The organism is Pseudomonas meliae (assembly GCF_001400515.1).
Classification (GTDB): domain Bacteria; phylum Pseudomonadota; class Gammaproteobacteria; order Pseudomonadales; family Pseudomonadaceae; genus Aquipseudomonas; species Aquipseudomonas amygdali.
Map to the genome: position 1 here is coordinate 24,875 of NZ_LJQT01000033.1, position 2,203 is coordinate 27,077.

At 56.0% G+C, this 2,203-nt stretch carries 4 protein-coding genes; all 4 read right to left on the reverse strand.

Going from position 1 to position 2,203, the window contains the following annotated elements; all coding sequences use genetic code 11:
* Nucleotides 1-17: 17 nt before the first annotated feature.
* Complete coding sequence (locus ALO64_RS26075) at nucleotides 18-377, reverse strand: hypothetical protein (protein ID WP_005743630.1); 360 nt, start codon at nucleotides 375-377, stop codon at nucleotides 18-20.
* 49 nt (nucleotides 378-426) lie between these two features.
* Nucleotides 427-870: a hemerythrin domain-containing protein gene (locus ALO64_RS01625; protein ID WP_044344658.1), complete on the reverse strand. Its 444-nt coding sequence runs from the start codon at nucleotides 868-870 to the stop codon at nucleotides 427-429.
* Between the two features lie 115 nt (nucleotides 871-985).
* Nucleotides 986-1,411, reverse strand: a complete 426-nt coding sequence (locus ALO64_RS01630; protein WP_002553696.1) for a DUF3830 family protein — start codon at nucleotides 1,409-1,411, stop codon at nucleotides 986-988.
* 117 nt (nucleotides 1,412-1,528) lie between these two features.
* Complete coding sequence (locus tag ALO64_RS01635) at nucleotides 1,529-2,095, reverse strand: GNAT family N-acetyltransferase (RefSeq protein WP_161794697.1); 567 nt, start codon at nucleotides 2,093-2,095, stop codon at nucleotides 1,529-1,531.
* Nucleotides 2,096-2,203: the final 108 nt, after the last annotated feature.

Genomic DNA, 2,203 nt, shown 5'->3' on the forward strand with positions numbered 1-2,203 from the left:
ATTGGCAAGAGATTCAGTCAGAGGCAGGTAGCAATCGCAGCAGATCGCAAGGCGGCCTGGGTATCGCCCTGCGGGGCGTAGAACTCGACAGCAGTGGCAGGACCTTTGGCGTGTACGTCTGCGAAATACCTGGATTCGGTAGTGAACACGGTGAAGCCGCCACCGGAAAGATCATGCAGGAACACATCTGAAGATGTGCCAAACATCGCTTCGTTCTGCCAGGTCACCTGAATGCACTGGGCAACGGCGGCATCCTGTTTGGCACTCGACAGGACCTTGAATGGCCCTGCCGCACGTGCTGAGTTTGAAGGCGCTGCGCACCCGGCCAGAACCGTTGCCGCAATCACCGTTGCGCTCGTCAAAAACAGAAACTTCATGTCGTGCCTTCGCTGATGAAAAAGCCGATTCTAGCACTGCACGGGCCTGTTACCCCTCAGCCAATTGCTCTTCGTATTCCTTCACGTATTCGCCAGCCAGGCTCTGTTTCTGCTTTTCATCAAGTAACTTGCCCGCCATCTGAAAGAACTTCTGCTCTTCTTCCTTCAAGTGGTGATGCACTTTTTCCGACAGCTTTTTCGCAGTCGCCAGCCAGGCCGGGCTCGACATCTCGGTTTCATCGAGCTCTTCCATCATCTCGTCCATTTCATGATGCTCGGAAATGGCATGGCGACTGAGGTCCACGCCATTGTCGTGGGCCATCAGGGGAATGTAGAAAAACCGCTCTTCGGCTGTCTCGTGAGCCTGAAGCTCATCCTTGAGCTGTTTGTAGGCTTTCTCTCGCTCGGTACTGTCGCCGCTGGTCTGGATCAGTGCGTCAGCGTAACCGCGCTGACGATCATGGCTTTCACGCAATGCTTCAAAGATATTCAAGGTCTTGTCTCCAGGTCGGCTTCCGGGAGCTGGAAGCATTGTGGACTAGACCCCTGGCGAAGATCAGCAGTTCCGAGAAATGCTGGCAAATGACTACTGCGCAATAACCACAGGCTCAGGCCAGCTCGAAAACCACATCCTGAGCGCCTTCCCAAAGCGTCTTGACGCCCAGTTTGCGCAGGTTTTCCTTGCCTTGAGTGATGGTCAGAAAGTGATTGCCGGCCAGTTGCCCCATCTTGCTGGCGAAACAGCACGAACCGTACGCCAGGATAATCTCGGTTTCGCTGTAACCACCCGGATAAAACAGAATGTCGCCCACAGAAGGATGACTCGTTGCGTTCTCGAAACCGATCAACGTGTCATTCAGCTTCAGTTGATAATCATCCAGCGGCACCCAGCAGCCTTCGCCACTCCAGCGCACATGGATGAATTTCTGCCGATAAGGCAGCAGCTTGAGAAACGCTTCCACCGTTTGCGGCGCATCCGGATTGGCTTCGGCCAGAAACTCGTATCCGCCCGCGGTAATTTTGATGGTGGTCACTGCAACGACTCCTTGAAGGCAACAATGCTCAGAATGATGCGCAAGGATAAACGCGAGTCTTGTGAGGCGTCACGGAGTTCCGCTGCGCTCACAGGGACACACATCTGCAATCGTTGATCAAACAGAATTCCGCGTCAGATTTGACCCGCCGAGCAGTTTGGCGAATAGCCTATTCTCATGCGTTTCGCCCTGAAACTGATAACGTGGCGAACCTTTCACTTCATAACCCTGCCGCGGGTAAAACCCCAACGCGCGCGGGTTTCCAACCCAGACAGTCGCCCACATCAACGCCGCCTTTCTGGCCGTAGCGCGCTGCTCGGCGGCTTCGAGTAACAGTCGCCCTGCTCCACATCCAGTGAAACGTTCCTGCACATAGAGGCGTTGCAACTCGGCAGCCGTCGATACGCCAAGCATCGGGTGATCGACGCACAGCGTTACCTGAGCGAAGCCGATCAGATGCCCTAGAGATTCAGCCACGATAATGAGCGCTTCCGGTTTGCCAAGCAGATGCGCAAACGCCTGCGGGGAGAACGCGTCGAGGGCTTCGCGTGCGATGGACTCACGGATGCCCTGCGTTGCGTAGGTGTCGAGAAAGACCTGCATGCCCAGCGCGCTCAGGCATATAGCGTCAGCGGGCACCGCTTCACGCAGGGCAATCGTCGATAAGAGAGGTTTGATTATCAAACAGGCAGGCCCCGGGGCAGGCAAAAAGACACGCGAATCATACCCGACACACGGCCTGGCCCGGCAACAAGGCCGGGGCAAGCCGCCAGATCTGAACCGCCCCGGGTT

Bases quoted from the DNA above. Each gene is read 5' to 3' on its own strand.
- ALO64_RS26075 (WP_005743630.1), bottom strand. From the start codon at position 377: ATGAAGTTTCTGTTTTTGACGAGCGCAACGGTGATTGCGGCAACGGTT.